Source organism: Pseudomonas sp. TE3728 (assembly GCF_056279145.1).
This window is the reverse complement of sequence record NZ_JBWBQT010000001.1, coordinates 1,849,264-1,873,974: the sequence shown is the minus strand read 5'-3', so window position 1 is coordinate 1,873,974 and position 24,711 is coordinate 1,849,264. Positions and strand designations below refer to the sequence as shown.

Genomic DNA, 24,711 nt, shown 5'->3' with positions numbered 1-24,711 from the left:
TCGCTGATCCGGCAGCCCGTCGATCATCGCCACACATATGAATTTAGCTCAAGGGCATACGCGGGGCTGCGAACCAGAGCGTTCGGGCCGCCGGTACTGGAGAAAGAAAGCATGAGCAACTGGTTAGTAGACAAACTGATCCCTTCGATCATGCGTTCCGAGGTCAAGAAGAGCTCGGTGCCTGAAGGTCTGTGGCACAAATGCCCGTCTTGCGAGGCGGTGTTGTATCGTCCGGAGCTGGAAAAGACCCTGGATGTTTGCCCCAAGTGCAACCACCACATGCGTATCGGCGCTCGCGCGCGTATCGACATCTTCCTCGACGCTGACGGCCGTGCCGAACTGGGCGCGGACCTGGAGCCGGTTGACCGTCTGAAATTTCGCGACGGCAAGAAGTACAAGGATCGCCTGACCGCTGCGCAAAAGCAGACCGGCGAAAAAGACGCACTGATCTCCATGAGCGGCACCTTGCTGGGCATGCCGGTCGTGGTATCGGCCTTCGAATTCTCCTTCATGGGTGGTTCGATGGGCGCCATCGTTGGTGAGCGCTTCGTGCGCGCCGCCAATTACGCCCTGGAAAACCGTTGCCCGATGATCTGCTTCGCTGCCTCCGGTGGTGCGCGGATGCAGGAAGCGCTGATTTCCCTGATGCAAATGGCCAAGACCTCCGCGGTGCTGGCGCGTCTGCGTGAAGAAGGCATTCCGTTCATCTCGGTATTGACTGACCCGGTCTACGGTGGTGTTTCCGCCAGCCTGGCGATGCTCGGCGACGTAATTGTCGGTGAGCCGAAAGCCCTGATCGGTTTCGCCGGCCCGCGCGTTATCGAACAAACCGTTCGCGAAAAACTGCCGGAAGGCTTCCAGCGCAGTGAGTTCCTGCTGGAACACGGCGCGATCGACATGATCATTCACCGTCAGGAACTGCGTCCGCGTCTGGGCAACCTGCTGGCACAAATGATGGGCCTGCCGACGCCAAAATTCGTCGCCGCGCCGATCGAACCGATCGTGGTTCCGCCGGTGCCTGCCAACATATGATCCAACGCACCCTTGGCGAGTGGCTCGCCTACCTTGAACAGTTGCATCCTTCGGCCATCGACATGGGGCTGGAGCGTTCGCAACAGGTAGCGTCTCGCATGGGGCTGGGCAAGCCGGCGCCTCGGGTGATTACGGTCACTGGCACCAACGGCAAGGGTTCTACCTGCGCGTTCGTGGCTTCGTTGCTGCGGGCGCAGGGCCTGAACGTGGGTGTCTACAATTCTCCGCACCTGCTGCGTTACAACGAGCGGGTGCAGGTCAATGGCGTCGAAGCCACTGACGTCCAGCTGTGCGAAGCCTTCGCAGCGGTCGAGGCCGGTCGTGGCGACACTTCCCTGACGTACTTCGAAATGGGCACCCTGGCGGCGTTCTGGCTGTTTCAACAGGCAGGGCTTGATGCGGTGGTGCTGGAAGTGGGCCTGGGCGGGCGTCTGGATACGGTCAACGTGGTGGATGCCGATATCGCGCTGGTCACCAGCATCGGCGTCGATCATGCGGACTATCTGGGCGATACCCGTGAGTCCGTGGCTTACGAAAAAGCCGGCATTTTCCGCCAGGGCGCGCCTGCGCTCTGTGGCGATCTGAATCCCCCTCAGCCTTTGCTGGATAAAGCGCGCGAGCTCAATTGCCCGTTTTTCCTGCGTGGACGCGATTTCGACCTGGGTATCACCGATCACAACTGGCAATGGCGTGGCCTTGATGCTCAAGGGCGTGCAGTCGAGTTGCATGATCTGCCATTGCTCGATCTGCCGATGGAGAACGCCGCCCTGGCGTTGCAGGCTTACCTGCTGCTCGGTTTGCCTTGGGTGGATGCGCAGATTATCGAAGCCCTGAAGGCGACACGCGTGGTCGGTCGTCTCGATCGCCGTCAGTTCGACTGGCAGGGCAAGCGTCTTAATGTGTTGCTGGACGTGGGGCATAACCCCCATGCGGCAGAGTACCTGGCCCGTCGTCTGGCCAGTCGACCACCGACCGGCAAGCGTCTGGCGGTGTTCGGGTTGTTGGCGGACAAGGATCTGGATGGTGTTGTCGGTGAATTGAATGCTAGTGTCCAGCATTGGGCTGTCGCCCCTCTGGATTCGCCGCGGGCGCGACCCGTTGAGCAGTTGCACGCGGCGTTGCAGAACCTTGGCGCCTCGGTAACGTCTTATGACAGCGTGGCCGCAGCCCTGGAAGGGCAGTGCGCGCAGGCGACGAACGACGACGAAATTCTGTTGTTCGGATCATTTTATTGTGTCGCCGAGGCCCTTGAATGGCTGGCCCGGCACTCCACGGAGGAAGCGGCAAATGGCTTTGCTGGATAAGGCGTACAAGCAGCGCATGGTCGGTGCCCTGGTGCTGGTGGCGCTGGCGGTGATTTTCCTGCCAATGCTGTTTTCCCGTCAGGACGAACAGCGCCAGGTGAGGGTTGACGCACCGGCTGCACCGCAAGCGCCGGCTGTGCCGCAAGTGCAGGTCGAGCCGGTGGTGGTGCCTGAACCGCAGGCGTTGCCGCAGGAGCCTGTGCCAAGCGATGACGAAATTGCCGCGCAGCAAGCACCTTCGACACCGATTGCGCCAAGTGCGCCAAATGTTGCCGTGGCCCCAGCGCCACCGGCTGCCAAACCGGTCACGCCACCTCCGGCGCCCGTCGCCAAGCCTGTACCGGCACCTTCCCAGCCAATCGCTGCTGCACCGACCAAGCCGGCTACCACCCCAAGCCGCGTCGATGCCAATGGCCTGTCGGTCAGTTGGTCGGTTCAACTGGCCAGTCTATCGAGCCGCGAGAGCGCTGAAAGCCTGCAGAAAACCCTGCGCAGCCAAGGCTATAACGCCTATATCCGCTCCGCCGATGGCAAGAATCGGGTGTTCGTCGGGCCGCTGATCGAGCGCGCGGAAGCCGATCGTCTGCGTGACTTGTTGAGCCGCCAGCAGAACCTCAAGGGGTTTGTGGTGCGTTTTCAGCCTGAGCGCGGTTAAAACTATCGCCTTGATTTGAAAAGCACTGATAATCTCAGCTTACCGACAGCCATGGGCTCTGCTAAAATGCGCCGCCTTATCTGTCTGTAGGCTGCACTGTGCCATTTACCTGGGTTGACTGGGCGATCGTTGCAATCGTCGCCATCTCCGCTTTGATCAGTCTTAGCCGCGGCTTCGTCAAAGAAGCACTCTCGCTGCTGACCTGGATCATCGCAGGAGCCGTTGCCTGGATGTTCGGTGGTTCATTGTCCGAGTACCTCGGCGGATACATCGAAACGCCATCGGCTCGCGTGATCGCGGGCTGTGCCATCATGTTTGTCGCCACTTTAATCGTGGGCGCAATGATCAATTATCTTATCGGCGAATTGGTTCGCGTGACCGGGCTATCCGGGACCGATCGATTCCTCGGCATGGCCTTCGGCGCCGCGCGTGGCGTGTTGCTGGTGGTCGTGGCGGTCGGGCTGTTGAGCCTGGGGCCGGTACAGCAGGACGGGTGGTGGCAACAATCACAGCTCGTGCCAAAATTTCTATTGGTCGCAGACTGGTCCAAAAACCTGATTCTTGGGTGGAGCAGTCAGTGGCTTGCCAGCGGAATCAGCGTACCCGCTGATATACCGTTCAAGGAGCACCTCTTGCCTACGGCCAAAACGCCTCAGTGAGTTGTGTTCAGTTCAGATCCATTAAGTAGGGGTTGCGTCGCATGTGTGGCATCGTCGGTATCGTCGGTAAGTCGAACGTCAATCAGGCGCTGTATGACGCGCTAACCGTCCTCCAGCACCGCGGCCAGGACGCTGCCGGTATCGTGACCAGCCATGATGGCCGGTTATTCCTGCGCAAGGACAATGGGCTGGTGCGTGACGTGTTCCATCAGCGTCACATGCAGCGCCTGGTCGGCCACATGGGCATTGGCCATGTGCGTTACCCGACCGCGGGCAGCTCGACTTCGGCCGAGGCCCAACCGTTTTACGTCAACTCGCCGTACGGCATTACCCTGGCGCATAACGGTAACCTGACCAACGTTGAACAACTGGCCAAGGAGATTTACGAATCTGACCTGCGCCACGTCAACACCAATTCCGATTCGGAAGTGCTGCTCAACGTGTTCGCACACGAACTGGCCCAGCGCGGCAAGTTGCAGCCGACCGAAGAAGACGTGTTCGCTGCTGTCACCGACGTGCACAACCGTTGCGTCGGTGGTTACGCGGTCGTGGCGATGGTGACCGGTTACGGCATCGTCGGTTTCCGCGATCCGCACGGCATCCGCCCGATCGTTTTCGGCCAGCGTCACACGGACGAAGGCGTCGAGTACATGATCGCCTCCGAAAGCGTTTCGCTGGACGTACTCGGTTTCACCCTGATTCGCGACTTGGCACCGGGCGAAGCGGTCTACATCACTGAAGACGGCAAGCTGCACACCCGTCAGTGCGCGACCAATCCGTCGCTGACTCCGTGCATTTTTGAACACGTCTACCTGGCGCGTCCGGACTCGATCATCGACGGCGTCTCGGTCTACAAGGCCCGCCTGCGTATGGGCGAGAAGCTTGCCGAGAAGATCCTGCGCGAGCGTCCGGATCACGACATCGATGTGGTCATCCCGATTCCGGACACCAGCCGCACCGCGGCCCTGGAGCTGGCGAACCACTTGGGCGTCAAGTTCCGCGAAGGCTTCGTGAAGAACCGCTACATCGGCCGAACCTTCATCATGCCGGGTCAGGCTGCACGGAAAAAATCCGTACGCCAGAAGCTCAACGCCATCGAACTGGAGTTCCGCGGCAAGAACGTGATGCTGGTGGACGACTCCATCGTTCGCGGCACCACCTGCAAGCAGATCATCCAGATGGCTCGCGAAGCTGGCGCCAAAAACGTCTATTTCTGCTCCGCGGCACCGGCTGTGCGTTACCCGAACGTCTACGGCATCGACATGCCAAGCGCTCACGAGTTGATCGCGCACAACCGTTCGACCCAGGACGTGGCTGATCTGATCGGCGCTGACTGGTTGATCTATCAGGACTTGCCTGACTTGATCGAAGCGGTCGGTGGCGGCAAGATCAAGATCGAGAAGTTCGATTGCGCGGTGTTCGACGGCCAGTACGTCACCGGCGACGTCGACGAGGCTTACCTGAACAAGATCGAGCAGGCACGCAACGATGCCTCCAAGGTCAAGACCCAGGCAGTCAGTGCGATCATTGATCTGTACAACAACTGAGTAACTACCGGCCCCTAGGGGCCGGTTTTGTATCTACTAAAGACTCTCTAAATCAAGAGCAGGGCAAGGAGTGACAGCATGAGTCAGGATTGGGATGCCGGTCGGCTGGACAGCGACCTCGAAGGCGTAGCGTTCGATACCCTGGCCGTACGCGCCGGTCAGCACCGCACGCCGGAAGGTGAACACGGTGATCCGATGTTCTTCACTTCCAGCTACGTATTCCGTACCGCCGCCGACGCGGCCGCGCGCTTTGCTGGCGAAGTGCCGGGTAACGTTTACTCGCGCTACACCAACCCGACCGTGCGCGCGTTCGAAGAGCGCATTGCTGCGCTGGAAAGCGCCGAACAAGCCGTAGCCACCGCGACCGGTATGGCCGCGATCATGGCGGTGGTAATGAGCCTGTGCAGCGCCGGCGACCATGTTCTGGTCTCGCGTAGCGTGTTCGGCTCGACCATCAGCCTGTTCGAAAAGTACTTCAAGCGCTTCGGCATCGAAGTCGATTACGTGCCCCTGGCGGACTTGTCCGGCTGGGATGCGGCGATCAAGGCCAACACCAAGTTACTGTTCGTCGAGTCGCCCTCCAACCCGCTGGCCGAACTGGTGGATATCAAGGCGCTGTCGGAAATTGCTCACGCCAAGGGCGCGATGCTGGTGGTCGACAACTGCTTCTGCACCCCTGCGTTGCAGCAACCGCTGAAGCTGGGCGCGGACATCGTTGTGCACTCGGCGACCAAGTTCATCGATGGCCAGGGCCGTTGCATGGGCGGCGTTGTGGCTGGTCGTAGCGAGCAGATGAAAGAAGTCGTCGGTTTCCTGCGTACTGCCGGGCCGACCCTGAGCCCGTTCAACGCCTGGATCTTCCTCAAAGGTCTGGAAACGCTGAGCCTGCGCATGAAGGCGCACTGCGCCAATGCCCAGCAACTGGCCGAGTGGCTGGAGCAGCAGGACGGTATCGAGAAGGTCCATTACGCGGGCCTCAAGAGCCATCCGCAGCATGAGCTGGCCCAGCGTCAGCAGAAGGGTTTCGGTGCGGTCGTGAGTTTCGAGGTCAAGGGTGGCAAAGAGGGCGCCTGGCGCTTTATCGATGCGACGCGCCTGATCTCCATCACCGCCAACCTGGGCGACAGCAAAACCACCATCACGCACCCGAGCACCACCTCTCACGGCCGTCTCGCGCCGCAAGAGCGTGAAGCGGCAGGGATCCGTGACAGCCTGATCCGCGTCGCGGTCGGTCTGGAAGATGTTGCAGACCTGCAAGCCGATCTGGCGCGCGGGTTGGCTGCCTTGTGATCGAGTTGTCGACGCCGACCACGGGTACCCATGGCCGCGTCGCGCTGGTCACCGGTGCTGCGCGTGGCATCGGTCTGGGGATCGCGGCCTGGCTGATCAGCGAAGGCTGGCAGGTGGTGCTGACCGATCTGGATCGTGAGCGCGGTTCGAAAGTGGCGAAGGTGCTCGGCGACAACGCCTGGTTCATCGCCATGGACGTCGCGAATGAAGCGCAGGTGGCGCTGGGCGTGGCCGAGGTACTCGGGCAATTCGGGCGTCTGGATGCGCTGGTGTGCAATGCCGCGGTGGCCGACCCGCACAACATCACCCTGGAAAGCCTCGATCTGGCCTACTGGAACCGGGTGTTGGCGGTAAACCTCAGCGGGCCGATGCTGTTGGCCAAGCACTGCGCGCCGTACCTGCGCGCTCATAGCGGCGCCATCGTCAATCTGGCCTCGACCCGTGCCGGCCAGTCAGAACCCGACACAGAGGCTTATGCAGCGAGCAAGGGCGGCCTGTTGGCCCTGACTCACGCCTTGGCCATCAGCTTAGGGCCGGAGATTCGCGTCAATGCGGTCAGCCCAGGCTGGATCGACGCGCGAGACCCTGCGGCACGGCGTGCCGAACCGCTGACCGATGCCGATCATGCCCAGCATCCGGCGGGCCGGGTAGGGACGGTCGAGGACGTAGCGGCGATGGTGGCGTGGTTGCTGTCGAGGAACGCGGGGTTCGTCACGGGCCAGGAGTTCGTGGTCGATGGTGGCATGACCAAGAAAATGATTTACAGCGAGTAATAGGGCGGGGCGCTGTCTCCAGTACTGAATTTGAATGTGTCGCCGTCTTCGCGAGCAGGCTCGCTCCCACATTAGAAAGCATGTTGTCTGAATAAACGCGGTCCCCTGTGGGAGCGAGCCTGCTCGCGAAAGCGGTCTGACGGTTGCCGACCTCGTTCGGAATGACACAATTTTGTTTTTTTCAGAAAAACTTCAAGCAGGGTATTGACTTAGCTTCGGTACCTGCGTAAATTTCGCGGCCTCGGAGATGCAAACGGGTGATTAGCTCAGCTGGGAGAGCGTCTGCCTTACAAGCAGAATGTCGGCGGTTCGATCCCGTCATCACCCACCACTTCCGAGAGTCTTGCGAAAGCAAGATGGAAGCTTTTAAAAGCCTCCACCGACGCGCAGCGGTAGTTCAGTCGGTTAGAATACCGGCCTGTCACGCCGGGGGTCGCGGGTTCGAGTCCCGTCCGCTGCGCCATATTTTCCGAGTCAGGTTTACCTGGCTCGAGATTGAAAAGCCTCGAAGCTTTCCAGTCAGACGAGTTACTTGGGCGAAAGTCCAAAGCGATACGCAGCGGTAGTTCAGTCGGTTAGAATACCGGCCTGTCACGCCGGGGGTCGCGGGTTCGAGTCCCGTCCGCTGCGCCATATCTGCCTCAAGGCCCACTGAACGCCTTGGAGCTACGAAGCAAGCCGCTGGTAAAGCCAGTGTCTGTTTCGAGTCGATAGCAAAAACCCTGGTCGAAAGACCGGGGTTTTTTGTGTCTGCGATTTGGCTTTTCCTCTCTCATGTCCTTCCCGCCCAACCTTTCTGCGCCCCAATTGCATAAAGGACTTGGTTCACAGCTCCGACATTAATTAGAATCACTCTCATTTACGATAACTCCTTGGCACAGGGCTTCTTGAGATGAGTGATGCAGCGATGCCGAAGGAGCAAACCTTCCACGACCTGTACCGCGATCACCGTGGCTGGCTGGAAGGCTGGTTGAGAAGACGCATGGGTAATGGCTGTGATGCGGCGGACCTGAGCCAGGATACGTTCCTGCGTTTGCTCGCCAGCTCTCAACGAATCGCCGACCTGCAAGAGCCCCGTGCCTATCTGCTGACCGTGGGCAGACGCCTGCTGAGTAATTTCTATAAACGTCGAAGCCTCGAGCAGGCTTATCTGACGGCACTGGCGGCGTTGCCGGAAGACTGTGTGCCGTCGCCCGAGCAGCGCTGGTTGTTGCTCGAAACCCTGCAAGCCCTGGATGAACTGCTCGATGGACTGCCGGCGGCGGTGCGTAGGGCGTTTCTCTGGAGTCAGCTGGAAGGCCTGAACTATCAGCAAATCGCCGAGCGCCTGCAGGTATCGGAGCGCACGATCAAACGCTACATGGCGCAAGCCTATGAGCATTGCTTGTTGGTGGAACTGTGAACAGTTCAGTGCCCGATGCCCGTCAGGCCGTGCGAGCGGCCGCGCAGTGGCTCGCCTTGCTGGAGTCTGGAACTGCCAATGAGCGGGATCGTGCGAATCTGCAGCGTTGGCGCGACAGTTGCGTCAGTCACGAGCAGGCTTGGCAGAAGGCTCAAGCCTTGCGTCAGCGGTTTGCCGATCTGCCTTCAACGTTGGCGCTCAAAAGTCTGGATCGCCCCGATCCGGGTCGGCGTTTGGTGCTCAAGCGTGCATTGGGTGCGGTGGCGTTGGTGCCGGCGGCTTGGCTGATCAGCCGACAATTGCCTTTGGATGTCTGGCGAGCCGATCTGCATACGGCCACCGGGGAGCGCAAACAGGTACAGCTCGCTGATGGCAGTTCCTTGCAACTCAACACGGCCAGTGCCGTCAATGTGGATTTGCAGAGCCGTCGCTTGAAGCTGATTGAGGGCGAACTGTCGCTGAAGGTGCCGAGCGTGTCGCCGCTGACGATTCAAACGAAGTTTGGACAGATCATCGTCAGCCAAGGCGAAGTCTGTGTTCGTCAGCAAGCGCGCGGTTGCCGCGTGTCGGTGTACAACGGCGCCGTGCAATTGCAGCCCTTGCAGGGGCTGGCGTTGGCTTTGCGCACTGGTCAACAAGTCAGCCTTCAAGCAACCGGTGTCGGGCCGATCAGCCCATTCGATGTGCTTGCGCCGGGTTGGCGAGAGGGCGTGCTGATGGCGAAAAACCAGCCGCTGGGAGATTTCCTGCGCGAACTCGGCACTTATCGACCGGGTGTGCTGCGTTGGGAGCCGGAGCTTGAAGCGTTGCGGGTCACCGGCAGCTTCCGCCTGGACGACACCGATCGCGTCCTCGCGTTGCTCGCGGCCAGTCTGCCGCTGGAGGTGCATTCACGTACCCGTTATTGGGTGACGTTGCTGCCGCGCAAAAATAGTGTGTGAAGCCTGTCCCCTTTTTTCGACTCGCTTGTCATTCAAGGCATGTGAACGAATCAAGAGAGCTATTTCAATGCCCGCAGTAATACCTTGCTGTCCGCGTCCGGTTTCTTCCCGCCTGCGTCCGTTGTTGCACCTGAGCCTGTTGTTGGGCCTGAGTGCCAGTCCATTATTCATCACAGCCAGTTGGGCCGAAGACAGTGCCCGGCGCAATTATCAGGTGCCTGCCGGCAGCCTGAGCGATGCGCTGACCCGCTTCGCCGGTCTGTCTGGCGTCAATCTCTCGGTCGATCCGGCACTGGTGGGCGGTCGCACCAGCCCTGGTCTTTCCGGCGAATACGCGGTCGAGGAAGGCTTTGCCCGGCTGTTGCAGGGTTCAGGTCTGCAACTGCAGCCGGTGGGTGAACAGGCCTACATCCTGACTCCGGCGCCAGAAGGCAGCAGCCTGCAACTGGCCCCCACCTCGATTCTCGGTGCCACGGGCGGGGCGGACGGCGAGGTATATGCCGGCGGCCAGGTCGCACGCCGCGGTTCGCAAGGCTTGCTGGGCTCGAAAGACTTCATGGAAACGCCGTTCAGCATGACCACCTACACCGGCGAGGCGGTCAAAAACCTGCAGGCTCGTACCTTGGGCGACCTGATCGCCAGTGATCCTTCGGTTCGCGCCACCAACCCGGCGGGTGGGCGTTATGAGCAGTTCACCATTCGCGGGCTCAGCCTGTTCAACAGTGATGTCGCCTACAACGGTCTCTACGGCGTCCTGCCGACCTATACGATCGACATGGAGATGGCCGACCGCGTCGACATCATCAAAGGCCCGAGCCAGCTCATCAACGGCATATCGCCGCGGGGCAGTGTGGGTGGCGGGATCAACGTGGTGCCCAAGCGCGCGACCGACAAGCCCATCACTTCGTTCACCGGTAGCTACGCTTCCGACAATCAGGTCGGCGGTGCCGTGGATGTTGGTCGGCGCTTTGGTGAGGACAACAAGTTCGGTATTCGCTTCAACGGCGTGAAGCAGTCCGGCGACACCGAATGGGATCACCAGAGTGTCGACCGCGAGATGGCCGTGCTGGGCCTGGATTTTCGCGGTGAGCGCCTGCGACTCTCGACGGACATCGGGCGCACCGAGCGTGATACCGACGCCCCGCAGGAGCGCGTGCAGGTCGGCGCCAATGCCAAGGTGCCGAATGCGAACGATGTGCGCGACAACTATGCGCAGCCCTGGAGCAAGGCGAGTACCAACGACACGTTCGGGGCGGTGAACGGCGAATTTGATGTCAGCGATTCCGTCATGCTGTACGGGGGCGTGGGCGCGCGTAAAAGCAATCATGACTTCCTCCGGCATGCCGTTGCGGTCACCAATGATGCCGGCGATTTCAGCGTTCAGCCGCGTGACTTCACCCGTGATGAAAATGTCCGGACGGCCACGGCAGGGGTGCGCAACTGGTTTCATACCGGCCCGGTGAGCCATGAAGTCAATCTGGCCGCCAGCTATTTCTACATGGACTTCGAAAATGGCGGCGCCCGTTATGCCGCGGCCCGCAGCAACCTCTACGACCCCGTGGAAACACCAACACCTGTCAGACCCACTCGGCTCGATTCGAAGGTCTACACCGAGAACCGCTTCAGCGGCGTGGCGTTGTCCGACACTCTGGGCTTCTTCGATGACCGGCTTTTGCTGACCCTCGGCGCCCGCTGGCAGCGCGTGAAGGTTGACGACTGGACGGATAACGTCAAAGGCGCCACGGCCTACGATGAAGAAAAGGTATCGCCGTCGGGCGGCATTCTGTTCAAGGCAACCGATAAGCTGTCGCTGTATGCCAACTACATGGAGGGCCTGAGCCAGGGCAAGATCGCGCCATCGACCTCTGTGAACGAGGACGAGATATTTCCGCCGTTCATCAGCCGCCAGGTCGAGGTCGGCGCCAAGTATGACGCGGGTGCGTTCGCCGTGACTGCCGCGGTGTTCCGGATCAAGCAACCGGCCTATGAGACCAATGCCACGACGCGGGTTTTCGGCCCGAACGGCAAACGTGAGAACACGGGTGTGGAACTGAGTGTGTTCGGTGAACCGCTCGATGGTTTCCGTCTGCTCGGCGGTGTCATGTATATCGACAGCGAGTTGACCAATACCACTAATGGTACCTATGACGGCAACCGGGCACCGGCCACGCCGAAATACAACGTCAACCTGGGCGCCGAGTGGGATGTTCCGACCGTACAAGGCCTGACCCTGACCAGTCGCGGCCTCTATTCCAGCTCGCAGTATCTGGACCAGTCCAATAACAAAGAAATCGACGCATGGGAGCGTTTCGACGTGGGTGCACGCTATGCGTTCAAGGTCGACGAAAAGAACATCACTCTGCGTGCCAATGTCGAGAACGTGGCGGACAAACGCTACTGGAGTTCGGCCGGGGCCTCGGATGACAGCGAGCCTGGCTTGACGCTCGCGACACCGCGCACCTACCTGCTTTCAGCGACAGTCGACTTCTGAATCAGCGAAGGGGCGCGTTCAGCTAATGCCAGTGAATGAACCGCTTTTCGTAGGAACCAGGCTTGCCGGCGAAGGCGTACGTGATGACGCCTTCGCTGGCACCTTTCCACCTCTATCGATCAGTATCCGAACTTGTCCCGCAATCCGTAATACCAGGCGCCCAACGCAGCGAACGGTGTACGCAGCAATTGTCCGCCGGGAAACGGGTAGTGGGGCAGGTCGGCAAAGGCGTCGAAGCGCTCGGCCTGGCCACGCAATGCTTCGGCCAGCACTTTTCCCGCAAGGTGCGTATACGTCACGCCATGGCCGCTGCAACCCTGGGAATAGTAGATGTTGTCGCCTAGTCGTCCGACCTGGGGAAGGCGCGATAGCGTCAGCAGGAAATTACCGGTCCAGGCGTAATCGATTTTCACATCCTTGAGCTGTGGGAAGGCCTTGAGCATCTTCGGTCGAATGATCGCCTCGATGTTCGCTGGATCGCGCGCGCCATAGACCACGCCGCCGCCGAAAATCAAGCGTTTGTCAGCGCTCATGCGGTAGTAGTCGAGCAGGTAGTTACAGTCTTCGACGCAGTAGTCCTGGGGTAACAGGCGCTTGGCCAATTCATCGCCCAAGGGTTCGGTGGCGATCACTTGAGTCCCGCAGGGCATCGACTTGGCCGCCAGCTCCGGCACCAGGTTGCCGATGTACGCGTTGCCGGCGACGATGATGAATTTGGCCCTGACCTTGCCTTGAGGCGTATGCACTACCGGATTGGCGCCGCGCTCGATGCGCACCGCTGGCGACTGCTCGTAAATGGTGCCGCCCAGCGACTCCACAGCTGCTGCCTCGCCCAAGACAAGATTGAGAGGATGAATATGCCCGCCGCTCATATCGAGCATGCCGCCGACGTATTGATCGCAAGCCACCACTTCGCGGATGCGACGCTGATCCAGCAACTCAAGTTGCGTGTGACCAAAACGCTCCCACAGCCGTTTCTGGGATTCCAGATGGCCCAGCTGCTTGGCGGTAATGGCGGCGAACACGCCGCCGTCCTTCAGGTCGCACTGGATGTTGTATTTGGCCACCCGCTCACGAATGATCCGTCCACCTTCGAACGCCATTTGCCCTAGCAGCTGAGCTTGCTTGGGGCCGACAGTCCGCTCGATCACATCGATATCGCGGCTGTAGCTGTTAACGATCTGGCCACCGTTGCGCCCTGATGCGCCAAATCCCACTTTGGCGGCTTCCAGGACCGTTACCCGAAAACCGTTCTCCAGCAAAAACAGGGCAGAGGACAGACCGGTATAACCGGCGCCGATGACACAGACATCAGTCTCTGCATCATCCTGCAAGGCCGGGCGCGGCGGCGCTACATTGGCCGACGCAGCGTAATAGGACTCTGGGTAGGGAGTGTTCGCCATCCTGCAGCCTCTGTTTAATATATTTTACGAGTGCGTCGATCCTACCCGAGTTAAAAAACCACCGCCAGCCAGCGGAAAATCTTCTTTGCCACAGCAAAATTAAATATTTTGCATATTCATAGGGTTAGGTGAAAAAAAGGTGTTGACACCCCTCCGGAATTCCGTAGAATGCCGCCTCACAGCAGGCACGTAGCTCAGTTGGTTAGAGCACCACCTTGACATGGTGGGGGTCGTTGGTTCGAGTCCAATCGCGCCTACCAAACAAAATCCGCTCTGCTGGGCGGTCTAGAAGGGCTCACCGAAAGGTGGGCCCTTTTTTGTTGTCTGCGATTTAACTTGAGCCGATGGCGCCACCTCCAGCGAACAGAGTTTCTGAACTAACACAGCCATAACCGTCTATACATTGCAGGGGCCATCCCCTTTCTGAGAGAACGGATATGTTTAGATCTCGCTCGTTGATTGCCGCTATGACGTGTCTTGCCTTGGCGTCCGGTTCAATGACTGCATTGGCCGACCCAGGAAACGGGAAGGGCCAGGGAAGCGGCAAGGGAAATCCACAAAGCATCCAGGACCATGGCAGCGCCAGCCATGGAAACAAAGGCAAAGGCTCAGGGGGTGACGATTGGAGTCACGGCCCGAGCATCAACCACGGTAGTGTCCTTGGCATCGTGGGGGGTTATCGCGACTACTGGAGCCCTGGGCCCGCCTTGCCACCCGGCATTCAAAAAAACCTCGTCCGTGGAAAACCGCTACCGCCGGGGATCGCCAAAAAACTCGATGGCCGATTGCTCGGCAGGCTTCCGCATTACGATGGCTACGAGTGGCGCCAGGCGGGCACTGACTTGATATTGGTGGCAATCGCTACCGGGATCATCTACGAGGTTCTCAATGGCGCATTCGATTGATATGAAACCGACCCATTCAATCGCGTCCTCGCAGCATAACGACCTGTAAATCACGGGAAGCAATGTGCATTTTTTTCGATAATTGCACATTGCCTGCCCGCTGGTCGTCGGCTTTTGAACTGTGTGCCACCGAAACAGTCAATTACTCCGTGCAATATCAACCACACGGAATCTCCCCATGTTATTAAAAAACAAGAGTTTTGCAGCCGTCATGTCATGCGTGATGATGCTTGCAGCCGCCCCATTATTGCCCGCTGACCTGTCCATCATGAGTTCCGCCTACGCGAAAGATGGTGGTGGTAACGGCGGTGGCAATGGTGGTGGTAACGGCGGTGGCAATGGTGGCGGTAACGGCGGGGGGCACGGTGGTTCCGGCCATTCCGGCGGCGTCAGCAATGGCCACGGCAATGGCTTGAGCAGTGATCACGCAGGCAAAGCTGTACGCGACCATGGTCTCAGTGGCAACCACTACGGTAACGATCGTAATGGTGTTAGCGGCCATGGTTCAGTGACTTCGGGCATCGCGAAATCCCGGGATACGCGAGGGGTGACGAAGGCTTCTGCCATTTCGACCTCTACGCCTGGCGATCACAATGCTAAAGGACTAAGCAACGCTCGCACTTCGACTTCAAAAAGAACGGATTAAGTCCAAAATTCTCAAAAGCCGGGTATCCGTCAGGAGCCCGGCTTTTTTGCGCCCGCTATTTACCAATTGAATCGGGCACTGGGACAGCAGTTGCATTGCTCGCCCTGGCGAAAAGCACCACGCCCACCCCGATCAAGCCAGTGATCACCGCCAGCAGCAGAATGACTTTCTGTACTCCCAGAGGGGCGGCCAACAAGGCGATCAGCAATCCGGCCAATGGTTGAGAAAGATTGTTCAGCAAGGTAATGACGCCCACGGTCTTGCCGAAGTCCTTGGGTGGAATCACCTGCTGGCGGATGCTGCGTATATATACGTTGAACATCTTGTCGAAACCGACAATCAGCAGGAAGCCGATGGCATACCCCCAAGCGTTCGGACTGAAGGCAGTGGTCAGAGCGCCGGCGGCAATCATCGTATAAGAAACGACTCCCAGTACTCTCATCGGTAAGGTCACCCGAGCCAGGAAGAACAGAATGACGATGGTGATCACCGCCCCGGCGGCTTGCAGCCCTGCATAAAAGTCTTTGCTGGCGCTGTATTGGCCGATCACCATGGCTGCTGATGTGGCCAGGGTGATGCCGATGATCAGGTTCACGCCCACCGCCAGGCTGATTACCTTCTGCAGTTCCGCCAGGTCGCGAATATGCCCGAATGCAATGCGCAGCGGTTGCAGCCAGATGTCCTGATGTTGCTCGAATGACTCCAGAGTGATCGAGCTGGTGCGTTGCCAGATCAACATCGCCAGATCAGCCAGCAGAAACAGCCCGGCAATCCCCAGCACCACCCAGTGCCACGCCCAGACTTCCAGCATCAGCGCCGCGACCAGTGGGCCAAGCACCAGCCCGGTCTGATCGGCGATCTGCGAATAGGAGAGGGTCTTGGTGTAGGTGTATTGCTTGAAAATGTAGGGCATGACCACTTCGCGGGCCATGATGCCCTGGGTGGTCAGCACGCCGCACAGCACGGACAGAATCACGATCCAGTAGATGCCATCAAACACGCCATACAGTGCCACGGCTGCGACGCAGGCCGCTGCACGGTAGACCTGGCTGATGTGCAGGATGCGAATGGGCGAAAACTTGTCGCACAGCGCACCGCATACGGGAAATGCCAGAAAGCGCGGCAACGACTCGGCAAAAAAAGCCAGGCCGGCCAAAGAGACACTGTTGGTGGTCTGAAAGACAATCAGCGGGACGATGAACAGCAGGATCTGGTCAGCCAGCCGGGACAGGAACAGCGAGATAAAGAAAGCCAGGTAATCCTTACGCATAGTGACCTCATGTCGATGGCGGTGTATCAGCGGAGCCACGAGCTTTGGGCAAATATCCTCCGATGAACTACTACTGTAGGGCTGTTTCAACTTCGTCTGTAAGGAGTATGTCGATGCTGGCTCACTGGTTTCTGGCGGTGATTCACCTCTTGGCCTTTTCGCTAGGCTTCTGGGCGGTACTGACCCGCGGTACGGCTTTACGTCGTCTGATTGCCGGGACGGGGGAGGCGCGCAGCGTTTTGGTTGCGGATAATCTGTGGGGGATCTCTGCAGTTATTCTCTTGGTCACGGGAGGGATGCGAGCTTTTGGTGGGTATGAAAAAGGCACTGATTACTACCTTCACCAGCCGCTGTTTCACCTCAAAATGACGCTCTTCGTCCTTATCCTGCTGCTTGAAATTGCACCGATGGTGGCGCTGATCAAATGGCGGATTGCGCTGGGGCGTGGGGCGGCGATCGATACCGGGCGCGCAACGCTGTTTGCCCGTATCAGTCATATCGAAGCGCTGCTGCTGGTGCTGATGGTCGTAGCTGCCGCGGGCATGGCGCGTGGGGTAACGTTTGGTTAGCCGGGAAGGAGGAAGCTCTTTCTCGCTGCAAATCCGAAACGTCTGACAGTCATGGCATGAGATGGGCGGTAGTATCGGCTCCACGTTGCGACGGTATCGCAAAGAGGCTGGACAGAGGGCGATGCGGTGCTTGAATCTTTAGCCAGCCGTTATTCGAGGCAGAATGGGCTGGCTACTGACCACAGCAGGATTCAGGGTGTTTGCGGTTTGTCTGGGGCGGTCAGGCCGGCCTGAATGCGTTGGTAGATTTCTTCGCGATGCACCGCAACGTCTTTCGGGGCGTTGATGCCAATCCTGACTTGCTGGCCGCTAACGCCCAGAATGGTGATCGTAATATTGTCACCGATGTTTATGCTTTCACCGACTTTGCGGGTGAGTATCAGCATGGTTTTCTCCTTGATTGCTTTGTGGGGCACCTGATTCGGACAGTGCAGAGGTCGGTATAGGTATAGATTAGTGCGAAGTCTCGCAGTTTGGGTGCCTCTTTCTGACGCGCAGATGCTGCATTAATTCCCAAGGCGTAACTATACAGAGGCCGCAACCATCATTCTCGTTGTTTTGCGCCCATTTTGCGGCGCTCGAGCAGGATCCATGAGTGTTAAAATCGCCGCTTTCAGCATTCAGAGGGAAGCGTTGTGCGCAAAATGGCCTTGGTAATCGCAGTATTGACGTTGGCCGGGTGCGGTGAGGGTAAGGGGGTTGACGCTCAAAAGCCGCAACCGGCAGTCGCCTCCGTGCCCGCAGCGACAACCGGTCCACAATGGGACGTCGAGGTGCGCGGCGAAACCCCCCAGGCGGTCAGCGACCTGAGCGGCTGGTTGATTGAGCATAGCTTCGTTTCCAGCGTCATCAGGGAGAACGGAAAGGTTCGTATCCTGATAGGGCCGTTCAATTCGAAAACCGAGGCACAAGATAAGCAAACTGAGGTGACGGCAGCGCTCACCCGGGCAAAGAAAAGGAATATCGAGGCGCTGGTGGTCGAACATCCGACGGCTCAATAAACAAAAAACGGCGTTTAGAAACGAACAAAGGCCTGAGGTGTGATGCCCCAGGCCTTTGTGTTTTCAGCGGCCGGTCAGCCGCAGGTTTTCATGTCCACCGGGCCGACAAACTCGTTGCCGCGCCCCATCACGCACGCCACGCTCTGATTGCGTTGACGTTCCCAGGCTTGTACCGGATAGGTTTTATTCCAGGCTTCATACAGTTGCCGATCCTGTTTTGACAGACGCAAGCCGTATTGCTTACTCATGTAGAAATAAGTCCGGGCGATCATGCCGCGAATGGAAGGGCGGGGCATGACCTTCTTCGCCTTGAAGTCGACCTGTGTCAGGCACGAACCGTATTGACCGGTTTGCACGGGCAACCAGCCGAAGCTGAAGTTGCTGCGATCGCCATTCACCTCGCCGATGCTCGGCACCAGATTGTGCAGATCGGCCTCGGCTTTCTGATAGGTCGGGTCGTACCGTGTGCAGTTCTTGCGACCGCCTTGTTGCCAGCATTCGCGCTGATGGCCGATCTGCCAGGCCGGGACAATGTGCTCCCACTCGATGCGCGAGGCGCGTTTGGCATTTTTGCGCGGCACATAACCGCAGGCCGCCAAGTCCACGCGGTTGCCGGTGTATTTGCAGCCGCAATAAAACTCGGTGGATTGCGGCGCGTACAACTTCCACGCGACTTTCTTGGCTTCGTTGAAGGTGCGTGGGGCGCCAGCCTGGGCGCCGAGGGTGATGAACAGCAGGAGTAAAGCAAACCAGCGGACACTCATTGACTCAGTCTTCCTTTGGCACAACCCAGAAAATCTGCACACCGCCATCGTCGCGATGGGCGAGGGTGACGTTATCGTTCTCGTCGATTTCTTCGAGCAAGCGTTCCCACTCATCCACCGGTTCATCTGGAAGACGGAAGATCAGTGCTGCTTTGGCTTTTTGAGCGGTGGGGGAATTGATGATTTTCTGAACGCGCATACCCAGGCGTTCATAGGTATCAGGAGAGACAGAGGTAGTGGCCACGGAATTATCCTTATTAAGCTGTACGGGCATACAGTATTTAACTGTAAGCATTTTCGCAACTGCTTAAAATTCAAGAAAATCCTCTGACAGTAGTTTTTTCCGTTTGGTGTAGGACGATGGGAAATTTTTTATCGGAATAGGTCGTGAACCACTCACCAAGGCTGGCGAGTGGTGACGGCGCTGCCCGACCCGGAACAGGTCGGACGAGGGGGGATCAGTATTCCCAGAACATCCGTTGCAGCTCTTTGCTGTCGTTGGTCTTGGTCAGCGCGACCATGGCCAGGATGCGGGCTTTCTGCGGATTCAGGTCGTTAGCCACAACCCAGTCGTACTTGTCGTCAGGTTGTTCGGCGTTACGCAGTACGAAACCACCGGCGTTGACGTGGGAAGAACGAATGATTTGTACGCCGTCCTTGCGCAGGGCTTGCAGGGCGGGAACCACGCGGGACGAGACCGAGCCATTGCCGGTACCGGCGTGGATGATGGCTTTGGCGCCCGATTGAGCCAGGGCTTTGTAGGCGGTGTCGCTGACGTTGCCATAGGAATAGGCGATTTCGACGTCAGCCAGGCTCTTGATGGTTTTGATGTCGAATTCCGAATCCATGGTGTGGCGCTTGGCTGGCAAGCGGAACCAGTAGGATTTGCCTTCGACCACCATGCCCAGTGGGCCCCAGGCACTTTTGAATGCCTCGGTCTTGATGTTGATCATTTTGCTGACATCGCGACCCGACTGGATTTCATCGTTCATGGTCACCAGTACGCCTTTGCCGCGTGCGTCTTTGCTGCTGGCCACGGCGACGGCGTTGTACAGGTTCAGCATGCCGTCGGCCGACATGGCGGTGCCAGGGCGCATAGAGCCTACGACGATGATCGGCTTATCGGTTTTTTCCACCAGATTGAGGAAGTAAGCGGTTTCTTCCAGCGTGTCGGTGCCGTGGGTGATGACAATGCCATCGACGTCCTTGCTGTCGGCCAGTTCAGCCACGCGACGGCCCAGTTGCAGCAGGTTGTCGTTGGTGATGCTTTCGGATGCGATCTGCATCACTTGTTCGCCGCGGACGTTGGCCAATTGGCTTAGTTCCGGAACCCCTGCGATCAACTGTTCGATACCGACTTTCGCCGCTTGATAGGTGGCGCTGTTGGCGGCACTGGCGCCCGCGCCGGCGATGGTGCCGCCGGTGGCCAGGATCACCACGTTCGCCAGTTTCTGTTTTGTTTCGACTTCTTTTGCCTGAAGGGCTGTCGGAAGGAGAAGCAGGAGGGCCAAAGCGCCCGGAATAAAAGTGTTGAAGGCAGATTTCATTATTGTTTTCTCTAGTAGTGAGACAGTGCGGAATGCAGGTTCATCTAGAAGCGCCCCAGGCAGATCTGAACGCCGGGGGTGTAGGGGAAGAGCAGGATCTGTACCAGCCTGACATTCAACAAGGAGATCTTTTAACCTCATGATTTTTATATAAATTGTTGAAATATCTGGAAAAGTGTTCGCACTTGCTCGTCCGGGTTCCCGAACATGGGTTGCTTTTGCGTTCGGCTCTCCGACCTCCATTAAGAAAGTCACCTTGCGAAATCGAAAATCAGTGCTAAAGAAACTCCCGCACAGGTCGATGCTCCTTTAAAGGGATCAAATTTTTCCAGGAGTTCACACATGTCGTTTGCTGTCGGTTTTCCAAATGCAGGTGCCATCACTATCGCGGGCAAGTCTCCGGCGACTGTCAACGCCTTGAGTGAAGCGACGTCCGACGCCTCGGCCCAAGCGCTGGGTGAAGAGGCGGGTAGTGACAACCAAGTCAGAACCGGTGGCGGTGCGCAGACTCAGGGCGAAAGCAAGTCCGAAAAAAGCAGCAATCAAAGTATTGCGGTGCAGGTACTGCTCAAACGCATGCAGGAACTTCAGCAGCAACTGCGCGAACAGCAGCAACAACTGGCGGCCGCTCAGGCAGCGAATTATCCGACCCCGGAAGCCAAAGCCACCGCTGTCATGTCGATTCAGGGGCAAATCGCCGATACCAGCGGTGCGCTCGCGCAAGTGACAGGCAATCTGGTCAAAGAGCTGGCCAAGGGTTCCAGCAGCGGCAATCTGGTCAGCACTACGGCGTGAGCAGGGTTGGCTTTTGCCAGTCGGGACACAAAACGGGTCGTTGACAAATCTCGATAGGGTTCGCATAGTTCGGTCTACGCAAACGTTTGCGCGGTCGCCCTTGATGGCTCGATCCCGTAAGGGCAGAGTCCAGCGCAAGCATTGCTCAAGAATAATCATAAGATCGGAGTGAACCCATGAAGCTGCCATTCGCTGGACGTCTTCTCGCTGTCGCAATGCTGGCTGCCGCATCCGCCGCGTTGCCCGTCTCTTCGGCTTTCGCCGAAACCCCTGAAAAACCTAAAGTCGCATTGGTCATGAAATCCCTGGCCAACGAATTCTTCCTGACCATGGAAGACGGCGCCAAGGCTTACCAGAAAGACCACTCCGGCGACTTCGAGCTGATCTCCAACGGTATCAAGGACGAAACGGACACGGCCGGCCAGACGCGCATCGTCGAGCAAATGATTTTGTCCAAAGTCAACGCATTGGTCATCGCCCCGGCAGACTCCAAGGCCATGGTCCCGGTCATCAAGAAAGCAGTCGACGCCGGCATCACCGTGATCAACATCGATAACCAGCTGGACCCGGCCGTGGTCAAAAGCAAAAACATCACCGTTCCGTTCGTAGGCCCGGACAACCGCAAAGGCGCGCGTCTGGTGGGTGAGTACCTGGCCAAACAGCTGAAGGCTGGTGACGAAGTCGGCATCATTGAAGGCGTTTCCACCACCACCAATGCGCAACAGCGCACGGCGGGCTTCAAGGATGCGATGGAAGCGGCGCAGATCAAGGTCGTGTCCCTGCAATCCGGTGATTGGGAAATCGACAAGGGCGGCAAAGTTGCCTCGTCGATGCTCAGCGAATACCCGAATATCAAGGCCCTGTTGGCCGGCAACGACAGCATGGCGGTCGGCGCGGTATCTGCCGTGCGCGCGGCGGGCAAGGCCGGCAAGGTGCAAGTGGTCGGTTACGACAACATCAACGCCATCAAGCCAATGCTCAAGGATGGCCGCGTCCTGGCCACCGCCGACCAGTTTGCTGCCCGGCAAGCAGTGTTTGGCATCGAGACGGCGCTGAACATCATCAGCGGCAAGAAAGTCGATAGCGGCGTCAACGGCGTCATCGAAACTCCGGTAGAGCTGGTTACCAAGTAGTCCTTCTGGCGACACAACGGTGCTCGCCTCCTGGGGCGAGCACATGGAGAGTTTTTATGTCCGTTTGCGCCCCGAACGCTGTTCTCTCGGTCAGCGGTATCGGTAAAACCTATGCCCAACCTGTCCTCACCGGCATCGACCTGACGCTGATGCGCGGTGAAGTGCTGGCGCTGACCGGTGAGAATGGTGCCGGTAAAAGCACGCTGTCGAAAATCATTGGCGGACTGGTCACGCCGACCACCGGCCAGATGCAATTCCAGGGGCAGGATTACCGTCCCGGCAGCCGGAGCCAGGCCGAAGAGCTTGGCATCCGCATGGTCATGCAAGAACTCAATCTGTTGCCAACATTGTCGGTAGCGGAAAACCTGTTTCTCGACAACCTGCCCAGCCACGGTGGCTGGATCAGCCGCAAGCAATTGCGCAAGGCGGCGATCGAGGCCATGGCCCAGGTCGGCCTGGACGCCATCGATCCAGATACGTTGGTTGGTGAGCTAGGTATTGGTCATCAGCAAATGGTCGAGATCGCTCGCAACCTGATCGGCGATTGCCACGTGCTGATTCTCGACGAGCCAACAGCCATGCTCACGGCCCGTGAAGTCGAAATGCTATTCGAGCAGATCACTCGCCTGCAAGCTCGTGGCGTGTCGATCATCTACATTTCCCACCGCCTCGAAGAACTGGCAAGGGTGGCACAGCGCATCGCGGTATTGCGCGACGGCAACCTGGTCTGTGTCGAACCGATGGCCAATTACAACAGCGAGCAACTGGTCACCCTGATGGTCGGCCGTGAATTGGGCGAGCACATCGACATGGGGCCGCGCAAGATCGGCGCGCCGGCCTTGACGGTCAAAGGGCTGACCCGTTCCGACAAAGTCCGCGACGTGTCTTTCGAAGTGCGCGCCGGTGAGATTTTCGGGATTTCCGGTTTGATCGGGGCAGGGCGCACCGAGTTGCTGCGCTTGATCTTCGGCGCCGATACAGCCGACAGCGGCACCGTCGCGCTGGGCGCGTCGGCTCAGGTGGTGAGTATTCGTTCTCCGGCCGACGCGGTTGGTCACGGCATCGCGCTGATCACCGAGGACCGCAAAGGCGAAGGCCTGCTGCTGACACAATCGATCAGCGCCAACATTGCCTTGGGCAATATGCCGGTGATTTCCAGCGGTGGCTTCGTCAACAACGGTGACGAGATGTCTCTGGCCCAGCGTCAGATCAACGCCATGCGCATTCGCAGTTCCAGCCCGACGCAATTGGTCTCGGAATTGTCCGGCGGAAATCAGCAGAAAGTCGTGATCGGCCGCTGGCTCGAGCGCGACTGCACGGTGATGCTGTTCGACGAGCCGACCCGTGGCATCGACGTCGGCGCCAAGTTCGATATCTATGCATTACTTGGTGAGTTGACCCGTCAGGGCAAAGCGCTGGTAGTGGTGTCCAGCGACCTGCGAGAACTGATGCTGATCTGCGATCGCATCGGTGTGTTGTCGGCAGGGCGTCTGATTGACACCTTCGAGCGTGACAGCTGGACCCAGGATGATTTGCTTGCCGCCGCTTTCGCCGGCTACCAAAAACGTGATGCGCTGCTCAACGAAGCAGCGCCTAGGGATCTTCCATGAATACTGCATCTTTGGCCGGCAAACGTAGTGGCAACTTTTATGGGCTCGGTACTTATCTGGGCCTGGCCGGTGCCTTGCTGGCAATGGTCGCGCTGTTCTCGATCCTGAGCAGCCATTTCCTGTCTTACGACACCTTCAGCACCCTGGCCAACCAGATTCCCGATTTGATGGTGTTGGCGGTCGGCATGACCTTCGTATTGATCATCGGCGGTATCGACTTGTCGGTGGGGTCGGTACTGGCGCTCGCGGCCTCGGCGGTCAGCGTGGCTATTCTCGGTTGGGGCTGGAGCGTCTTGCCCGCGGCTTTGCTCGGCATGGCGGTAGCAGCATTGGCCGGGACAATCACCGGCTCGATCACCGTGGCCTGGCGGATTCCATCGTTCATCGTGTCCCTCGGCGTGCTGGAGATGGCGCGAGGCCTGGCGTATCAAATGACTGGTTCGCGCACCGCCTACATCGGTGATGCCTTCGCCTGGCTGTCCAACCCGATCGCGTTTGGCATCTCGCCGTCATTCATCATCGCCTTGCTGATTATCTTCATCGCCCAGGCCGTGCTGACGCGTACGGTGTTCGGTCGTTACCTGATCGGCATCGGCACCAACGAAGAGGCAGTGCGTCTGGCGGGGATCAATCCGAAGCCCTACAAGATTCTGGTCTTCAGTCTGATGGGGCTGTTGGCCGGTATCGCTGCGTTGTTTCAGATTTCGCGCCTGGAAGCGGCGGACCCGAATGCCGGCTCCGGTCTGGAGCTGCAGGTGATCGCCGCGGTCGTGATCGGCGGCACCAGCCTGATGGGCGGGCGCGGCTCGGTCATCAGCACTTTCTTTGGCGTCCTGATCATCTCGGTACTGGCGGCCGGTCTGGCGCAGATCGGCGCCACCGAACCCACCAAGCGCATCATCACCGGTGCGGTAATCGTGGTGGCGGTGGTGCTCGATACTTATCGCAGTCAGCGCGCAAGCCGGCGGACCTGA

The 24,711-nt window shown here is 58.8% G+C and carries 24 protein-coding genes and 4 tRNA genes; 22 read left to right on the top strand and 6 right to left on the bottom strand.

Features of this window, described 5'->3' with window-relative positions; translation table 11 throughout:
• Window positions 1–111 precede the first annotated feature (111 nt).
• The 13 genes from accD (at window position 112) to ACZ89R_RS07865 (ending at window position 12,094) form a co-directional block, all read left to right on the top strand.
• Complete coding sequence (accD, locus tag ACZ89R_RS07925; RefSeq protein ID WP_007905946.1) at window positions 112–1,032, top strand: acetyl-CoA carboxylase, carboxyltransferase subunit beta; 921 nt, start codon at window positions 112–114, stop codon at window positions 1,030–1,032.
• Window positions 1,029–2,336, top strand: a complete 1,308-nt coding sequence (gene folC, locus ACZ89R_RS07920) for a bifunctional tetrahydrofolate synthase/dihydrofolate synthase (RefSeq protein WP_123498708.1) — start codon at window positions 1,029–1,031, stop codon at window positions 2,334–2,336. Before accD ends, folC begins: the two co-directional genes overlap by 4 nt.
• Window positions 2,320–2,991, top strand: coding sequence for an SPOR domain-containing protein (locus ACZ89R_RS07915; protein WP_429546127.1), 672 nt, complete (start codon window positions 2,320–2,322; stop codon window positions 2,989–2,991). The genes folC and ACZ89R_RS07915 overlap by 17 nt, the downstream gene beginning before the upstream one ends.
• Before the next feature lie 98 nt (window positions 2,992–3,089).
• On the top strand, window positions 3,090–3,650 hold the full coding sequence (locus ACZ89R_RS07910; protein ID WP_192343326.1) for a CvpA family protein: 561 nt from the start codon (window positions 3,090–3,092) through the stop codon (window positions 3,648–3,650).
• 41 nt (window positions 3,651–3,691) lie between these two features.
• Entirely contained in the window at window positions 3,692–5,197 is a 1,506-nt protein-coding gene (gene purF / locus ACZ89R_RS07905) for an amidophosphoribosyltransferase (protein WP_007905939.1), read from the top strand.
• A gap of 78 nt (window positions 5,198–5,275) precedes the next feature.
• Window positions 5,276–6,487: an O-succinylhomoserine sulfhydrylase gene (locus tag ACZ89R_RS07900; protein ID WP_429546128.1), complete on the top strand. Its 1,212-nt coding sequence runs from the start codon at window positions 5,276–5,278 to the stop codon at window positions 6,485–6,487.
• Window positions 6,484–7,260 (top strand): SDR family oxidoreductase, encoded by a 777-nt coding sequence (locus ACZ89R_RS07895; RefSeq protein ID WP_429546129.1) that lies wholly within the window; start codon window positions 6,484–6,486, stop codon window positions 7,258–7,260. Before ACZ89R_RS07900 ends, ACZ89R_RS07895 begins: the two co-directional genes overlap by 4 nt.
• A gap of 255 nt (window positions 7,261–7,515) precedes the next feature.
• Window positions 7,516–7,591 (top strand) — tRNA-Val (locus ACZ89R_RS07890).
• A gap of 55 nt (window positions 7,592–7,646) precedes the next feature.
• A tRNA-Asp gene (locus ACZ89R_RS07885) sits at window positions 7,647–7,723 on the top strand.
• A gap of 93 nt (window positions 7,724–7,816) precedes the next feature.
• A tRNA-Asp gene (locus ACZ89R_RS07880) sits at window positions 7,817–7,893 on the top strand.
• Window positions 7,894–8,152: 259 nt separating this feature from the next.
• Window positions 8,153–8,662, top strand: a complete 510-nt coding sequence (locus tag ACZ89R_RS07875; protein WP_192343327.1) for a sigma-70 family RNA polymerase sigma factor — start codon at window positions 8,153–8,155, stop codon at window positions 8,660–8,662.
• On the top strand, window positions 8,659–9,603 hold the full coding sequence (locus ACZ89R_RS07870; RefSeq protein WP_429546130.1) for a FecR domain-containing protein: 945 nt from the start codon (window positions 8,659–8,661) through the stop codon (window positions 9,601–9,603). Before ACZ89R_RS07875 ends, ACZ89R_RS07870 begins: the two co-directional genes overlap by 4 nt.
• 67 nt (window positions 9,604–9,670) lie before the next feature.
• Window positions 9,671–12,094 carry a TonB-dependent siderophore receptor gene (locus ACZ89R_RS07865; RefSeq protein ID WP_429546131.1) on the top strand — a complete coding sequence of 808 codons (2,424 nt, stop codon included), beginning with the start codon at window positions 9,671–9,673 and terminating at the stop codon, window positions 12,092–12,094.
• A 119-nt stretch (window positions 12,095–12,213) separates the two neighbouring features.
• On the opposite strand, the gene ACZ89R_RS07860 is transcribed toward ACZ89R_RS07865, so the two are convergent.
• Window positions 12,214–13,497 carry an NAD(P)/FAD-dependent oxidoreductase gene (locus tag ACZ89R_RS07860; RefSeq protein WP_429546132.1) on the bottom strand — a complete coding sequence of 428 codons (1,284 nt, stop codon included), beginning with the start codon at window positions 13,495–13,497 and terminating at the stop codon, window positions 12,214–12,216.
• 183 nt (window positions 13,498–13,680) lie between these two features.
• Here ACZ89R_RS07860 and ACZ89R_RS07855 point away from each other — a divergent pair.
• The 3 genes from ACZ89R_RS07855 (at window position 13,681) to ACZ89R_RS07845 (ending at window position 15,048) form a co-directional block, all read left to right on the top strand.
• A tRNA-Val gene (locus tag ACZ89R_RS07855) sits at window positions 13,681–13,757 on the top strand.
• A gap of 177 nt (window positions 13,758–13,934) precedes the next feature.
• Window positions 13,935–14,402, top strand: coding sequence for an anti-virulence regulator CigR family protein (locus ACZ89R_RS07850; protein WP_429546133.1), 468 nt, complete (start codon window positions 13,935–13,937; stop codon window positions 14,400–14,402).
• 178 nt (window positions 14,403–14,580) lie between these two features.
• The gene (locus ACZ89R_RS07845; RefSeq protein ID WP_429546134.1) at window positions 14,581–15,048 is read left to right on the top strand and encodes a hypothetical protein; all 468 of its coding nucleotides are present in this window, start codon (window positions 14,581–14,583) and stop codon (window positions 15,046–15,048) included.
• A 55-nt stretch (window positions 15,049–15,103) separates the two neighbouring features.
• Here the strand turns inward: ACZ89R_RS07845 and ACZ89R_RS07840 are convergent, their stop codons facing one another.
• On the bottom strand, window positions 15,104–16,318 hold the full coding sequence (locus ACZ89R_RS07840; RefSeq protein ID WP_429546135.1) for an MFS transporter: 1,215 nt from the start codon (window positions 16,316–16,318) through the stop codon (window positions 15,104–15,106).
• A 113-nt stretch (window positions 16,319–16,431) separates the two neighbouring features.
• Between ACZ89R_RS07840 and ACZ89R_RS07835 the strand changes: the two genes are divergently transcribed.
• Window positions 16,432–16,887 (top strand): DUF2214 family protein, encoded by a 456-nt coding sequence (locus ACZ89R_RS07835; protein WP_429546136.1) that lies wholly within the window; start codon window positions 16,432–16,434, stop codon window positions 16,885–16,887.
• Window positions 16,888–17,078: 191 nt separating this feature from the next.
• Here ACZ89R_RS07835 and csrA read toward each other — a convergent pair whose 3' ends face one another.
• A complete protein-coding gene (gene csrA / locus ACZ89R_RS07830; protein ID WP_007905913.1) occupies window positions 17,079–17,273 on the bottom strand; it encodes a carbon storage regulator CsrA in 195 nt (64 codons plus the stop codon).
• Between the two features lie 249 nt (window positions 17,274–17,522).
• On the opposite strand from csrA, the gene ACZ89R_RS07825 reads away from it, so the two are divergent.
• A complete protein-coding gene (locus ACZ89R_RS07825) occupies window positions 17,523–17,888 on the top strand; it encodes an SPOR domain-containing protein (RefSeq protein WP_429546137.1) in 366 nt (121 codons plus the stop codon).
• Between the two features lie 74 nt (window positions 17,889–17,962).
• On the opposite strand, the gene ACZ89R_RS07820 is transcribed toward ACZ89R_RS07825, so the two are convergent.
• The 3 genes from ACZ89R_RS07820 to ACZ89R_RS07810 all read right to left on the bottom strand — a co-directional run bounded on the left by ACZ89R_RS07820 (window position 17,963) and on the right by ACZ89R_RS07810 (window position 20,199).
• Complete coding sequence (locus ACZ89R_RS07820) at window positions 17,963–18,652, bottom strand: endonuclease (RefSeq protein WP_008007243.1); 690 nt, start codon at window positions 18,650–18,652, stop codon at window positions 17,963–17,965.
• Window positions 18,653–18,656: 4 nt separating this feature from the next.
• Complete coding sequence (locus tag ACZ89R_RS07815; RefSeq protein ID WP_192343335.1) at window positions 18,657–18,947, bottom strand: DUF1654 domain-containing protein; 291 nt, start codon at window positions 18,945–18,947, stop codon at window positions 18,657–18,659.
• A 163-nt stretch (window positions 18,948–19,110) separates the two neighbouring features.
• Window positions 19,111–20,199: an asparaginase gene (locus tag ACZ89R_RS07810; protein ID WP_063340421.1), complete on the bottom strand. Its 1,089-nt coding sequence runs from the start codon at window positions 20,197–20,199 to the stop codon at window positions 19,111–19,113.
• Between the two features lie 342 nt (window positions 20,200–20,541).
• On the opposite strand from ACZ89R_RS07810, the gene ACZ89R_RS07805 reads away from it, so the two are divergent.
• The 4 genes from ACZ89R_RS07805 to ACZ89R_RS07790 all read left to right on the top strand — a co-directional run bounded on the left by ACZ89R_RS07805 (window position 20,542) and on the right by ACZ89R_RS07790 (window position 24,711).
• Window positions 20,542–20,994 carry a hypothetical protein gene (locus ACZ89R_RS07805; protein WP_429546138.1) on the top strand — a complete coding sequence of 151 codons (453 nt, stop codon included), beginning with the start codon at window positions 20,542–20,544 and terminating at the stop codon, window positions 20,992–20,994.
• 176 nt (window positions 20,995–21,170) lie between these two features.
• Window positions 21,171–22,127 carry a sugar ABC transporter substrate-binding protein gene (locus ACZ89R_RS07800; RefSeq protein WP_429428216.1) on the top strand — a complete coding sequence of 319 codons (957 nt, stop codon included), beginning with the start codon at window positions 21,171–21,173 and terminating at the stop codon, window positions 22,125–22,127.
• Window positions 22,128–22,183: 56 nt separating this feature from the next.
• Window positions 22,184–23,737, top strand: coding sequence for a sugar ABC transporter ATP-binding protein (locus ACZ89R_RS07795; RefSeq protein WP_123498763.1), 1,554 nt, complete (start codon window positions 22,184–22,186; stop codon window positions 23,735–23,737).
• Window positions 23,734–24,711: an ABC transporter permease gene (locus ACZ89R_RS07790; protein ID WP_095052164.1), complete on the top strand. Its 978-nt coding sequence runs from the start codon at window positions 23,734–23,736 to the stop codon at window positions 24,709–24,711. Before ACZ89R_RS07795 ends, ACZ89R_RS07790 begins: the two co-directional genes overlap by 4 nt.

Coding starts and splice junctions, on each gene's coding strand:
- accD (WP_007905946.1), top strand. CDS start 112: ATGAGCAACTGGTTAGTAGACAAACTGATCCCTTCGATCATGCGTTCC.
- folC (WP_123498708.1), top strand. CDS start 1,029: ATGATCCAACGCACCCTTGGCGAGTGGCTCGCCTACCTTGAACAGTTG.
- ACZ89R_RS07915 (WP_429546127.1), top strand. CDS start 2,320: ATGGCTTTGCTGGATAAGGCGTACAAGCAGCGCATGGTCGGTGCCCTG.
- purF (WP_007905939.1), top strand. CDS start 3,692: ATGTGTGGCATCGTCGGTATCGTCGGTAAGTCGAACGTCAATCAGGCG.
- ACZ89R_RS07900 (WP_429546128.1), top strand. CDS start 5,276: ATGAGTCAGGATTGGGATGCCGGTCGGCTGGACAGCGACCTCGAAGGC.
- ACZ89R_RS07875 (WP_192343327.1), top strand. CDS start 8,153: ATGAGTGATGCAGCGATGCCGAAGGAGCAAACCTTCCACGACCTGTAC.
- ACZ89R_RS07865 (WP_429546131.1), top strand. CDS start 9,671: ATGCCCGCAGTAATACCTTGCTGTCCGCGTCCGGTTTCTTCCCGCCTG.
- ACZ89R_RS07860 (WP_429546132.1), bottom strand. CDS start 13,497: ATGGCGAACACTCCCTACCCAGAGTCCTATTACGCTGCGTCGGCCAAT.
- ACZ89R_RS07850 (WP_429546133.1), top strand. CDS start 13,935: ATGTTTAGATCTCGCTCGTTGATTGCCGCTATGACGTGTCTTGCCTTG.
- ACZ89R_RS07845 (WP_429546134.1), top strand. CDS start 14,581: ATGTTATTAAAAAACAAGAGTTTTGCAGCCGTCATGTCATGCGTGATG.
- ACZ89R_RS07840 (WP_429546135.1), bottom strand. CDS start 16,318: ATGCGTAAGGATTACCTGGCTTTCTTTATCTCGCTGTTCCTGTCCCGG.
- ACZ89R_RS07835 (WP_429546136.1), top strand. CDS start 16,432: ATGCTGGCTCACTGGTTTCTGGCGGTGATTCACCTCTTGGCCTTTTCG.
- csrA (WP_007905913.1), bottom strand. CDS start 17,273: ATGCTGATACTCACCCGCAAAGTCGGTGAAAGCATAAACATCGGTGAC.
- ACZ89R_RS07820 (WP_008007243.1), bottom strand. CDS start 18,652: ATGAGTGTCCGCTGGTTTGCTTTACTCCTGCTGTTCATCACCCTCGGC.
- ACZ89R_RS07815 (WP_192343335.1), bottom strand. CDS start 18,947: ATGCTTACAGTTAAATACTGTATGCCCGTACAGCTTAATAAGGATAAT.
- ACZ89R_RS07810 (WP_063340421.1), bottom strand. CDS start 20,199: ATGAAATCTGCCTTCAACACTTTTATTCCGGGCGCTTTGGCCCTCCTG.
- ACZ89R_RS07805 (WP_429546138.1), top strand. CDS start 20,542: ATGTCGTTTGCTGTCGGTTTTCCAAATGCAGGTGCCATCACTATCGCG.
- ACZ89R_RS07800 (WP_429428216.1), top strand. CDS start 21,171: ATGAAGCTGCCATTCGCTGGACGTCTTCTCGCTGTCGCAATGCTGGCT.
- ACZ89R_RS07795 (WP_123498763.1), top strand. CDS start 22,184: ATGTCCGTTTGCGCCCCGAACGCTGTTCTCTCGGTCAGCGGTATCGGT.
- ACZ89R_RS07790 (WP_095052164.1), top strand. CDS start 23,734: ATGAATACTGCATCTTTGGCCGGCAAACGTAGTGGCAACTTTTATGGG.